Origin of the sequence: Clostridium sp. AM34-9AC, from assembly GCF_003480225.1 — a bacterium.
Classification (GTDB): domain Bacteria; phylum Bacillota; class Clostridia; order Lachnospirales; family Lachnospiraceae; genus Acetatifactor; species Acetatifactor acetigignens.
Genome location: NZ_QUIU01000036.1, coordinates 1 through 640, shown reverse-complemented (window position 1 = coordinate 640; position 640 = coordinate 1). Strand labels below are relative to the sequence as shown.

Below are 640 nucleotides of genomic sequence, written 5' to 3'. Positions count from 1 at the left end.
GGGGCCTATAGGGCTCGAACCTATGACCCTCTGCTTGTAAGGCAGATGCTCTCCCAGCTGAGCTAAGACCCCATAAAGATTAATGAAAATCTTTAGCGACCCAGATCGGACTCGAACCGACGACCTTCGCCGTGACAGGGCGACGCTCTAACCAACTGAGCCACTGGGCCATATTTATTATTTATCTTATGAAATAGAACTGCTTTCAGTGGACCTTCGGGGACTCGAACCCAGGACCGACCGGTTATGAGCCGGTTGCTCTAACCAACTGAGCTAAAGGTCCGCAACCCTTTCGGGACTGATCTGTGATCAGATGACTCCAACGGGAATCGAACCCGTGTTACCGCCGTGAAAGGGCGATGTCTTAACCGCTTGACCATGGAGCCGCAATATTTATTTTCTTATGAAAAAACTCCCCGAGTAGGGCTCGAACCTACAACAACTCGGTTAACAGCCGAGTGCTCTACCATTGAGCTATCGAGGAAAATGTCTTTGCGTAGCAAAGCCATTTAAGAAAATGCTACGCATTTTCCGTGCATTGCCAAGCTACTTATAAAGGGAATTTTGTTCCCTCAAAACCGAACACTGAAATCTCATCTTTATACCCTAACTTACATCCTTTTCCTATCCAAAACCTTTG

5 tRNA genes are annotated in these 640 nt (G+C 47.3%); all 5 read right to left on the bottom strand.

Features of this window, described 5'->3' with window-relative positions:
• Positions 1–72, bottom strand: a tRNA-Val gene (locus tag DW835_RS16395).
• A 24-nt stretch (positions 73–96) separates the two neighbouring features.
• Positions 97–170, bottom strand: a tRNA-Asp gene (locus DW835_RS16390).
• Between the two features lie 39 nt (positions 171–209).
• Positions 210–283 (bottom strand) — tRNA-Ile (locus DW835_RS16385).
• Positions 284–314: 31 nt separating this feature from the next.
• Positions 315–386: transfer RNA gene (locus DW835_RS16380), tRNA-Glu, on the bottom strand.
• A gap of 26 nt (positions 387–412) precedes the next feature.
• Positions 413–484 (bottom strand) — tRNA-Asn (locus DW835_RS16375).
• Positions 485–640 lie beyond the last annotated feature (156 nt).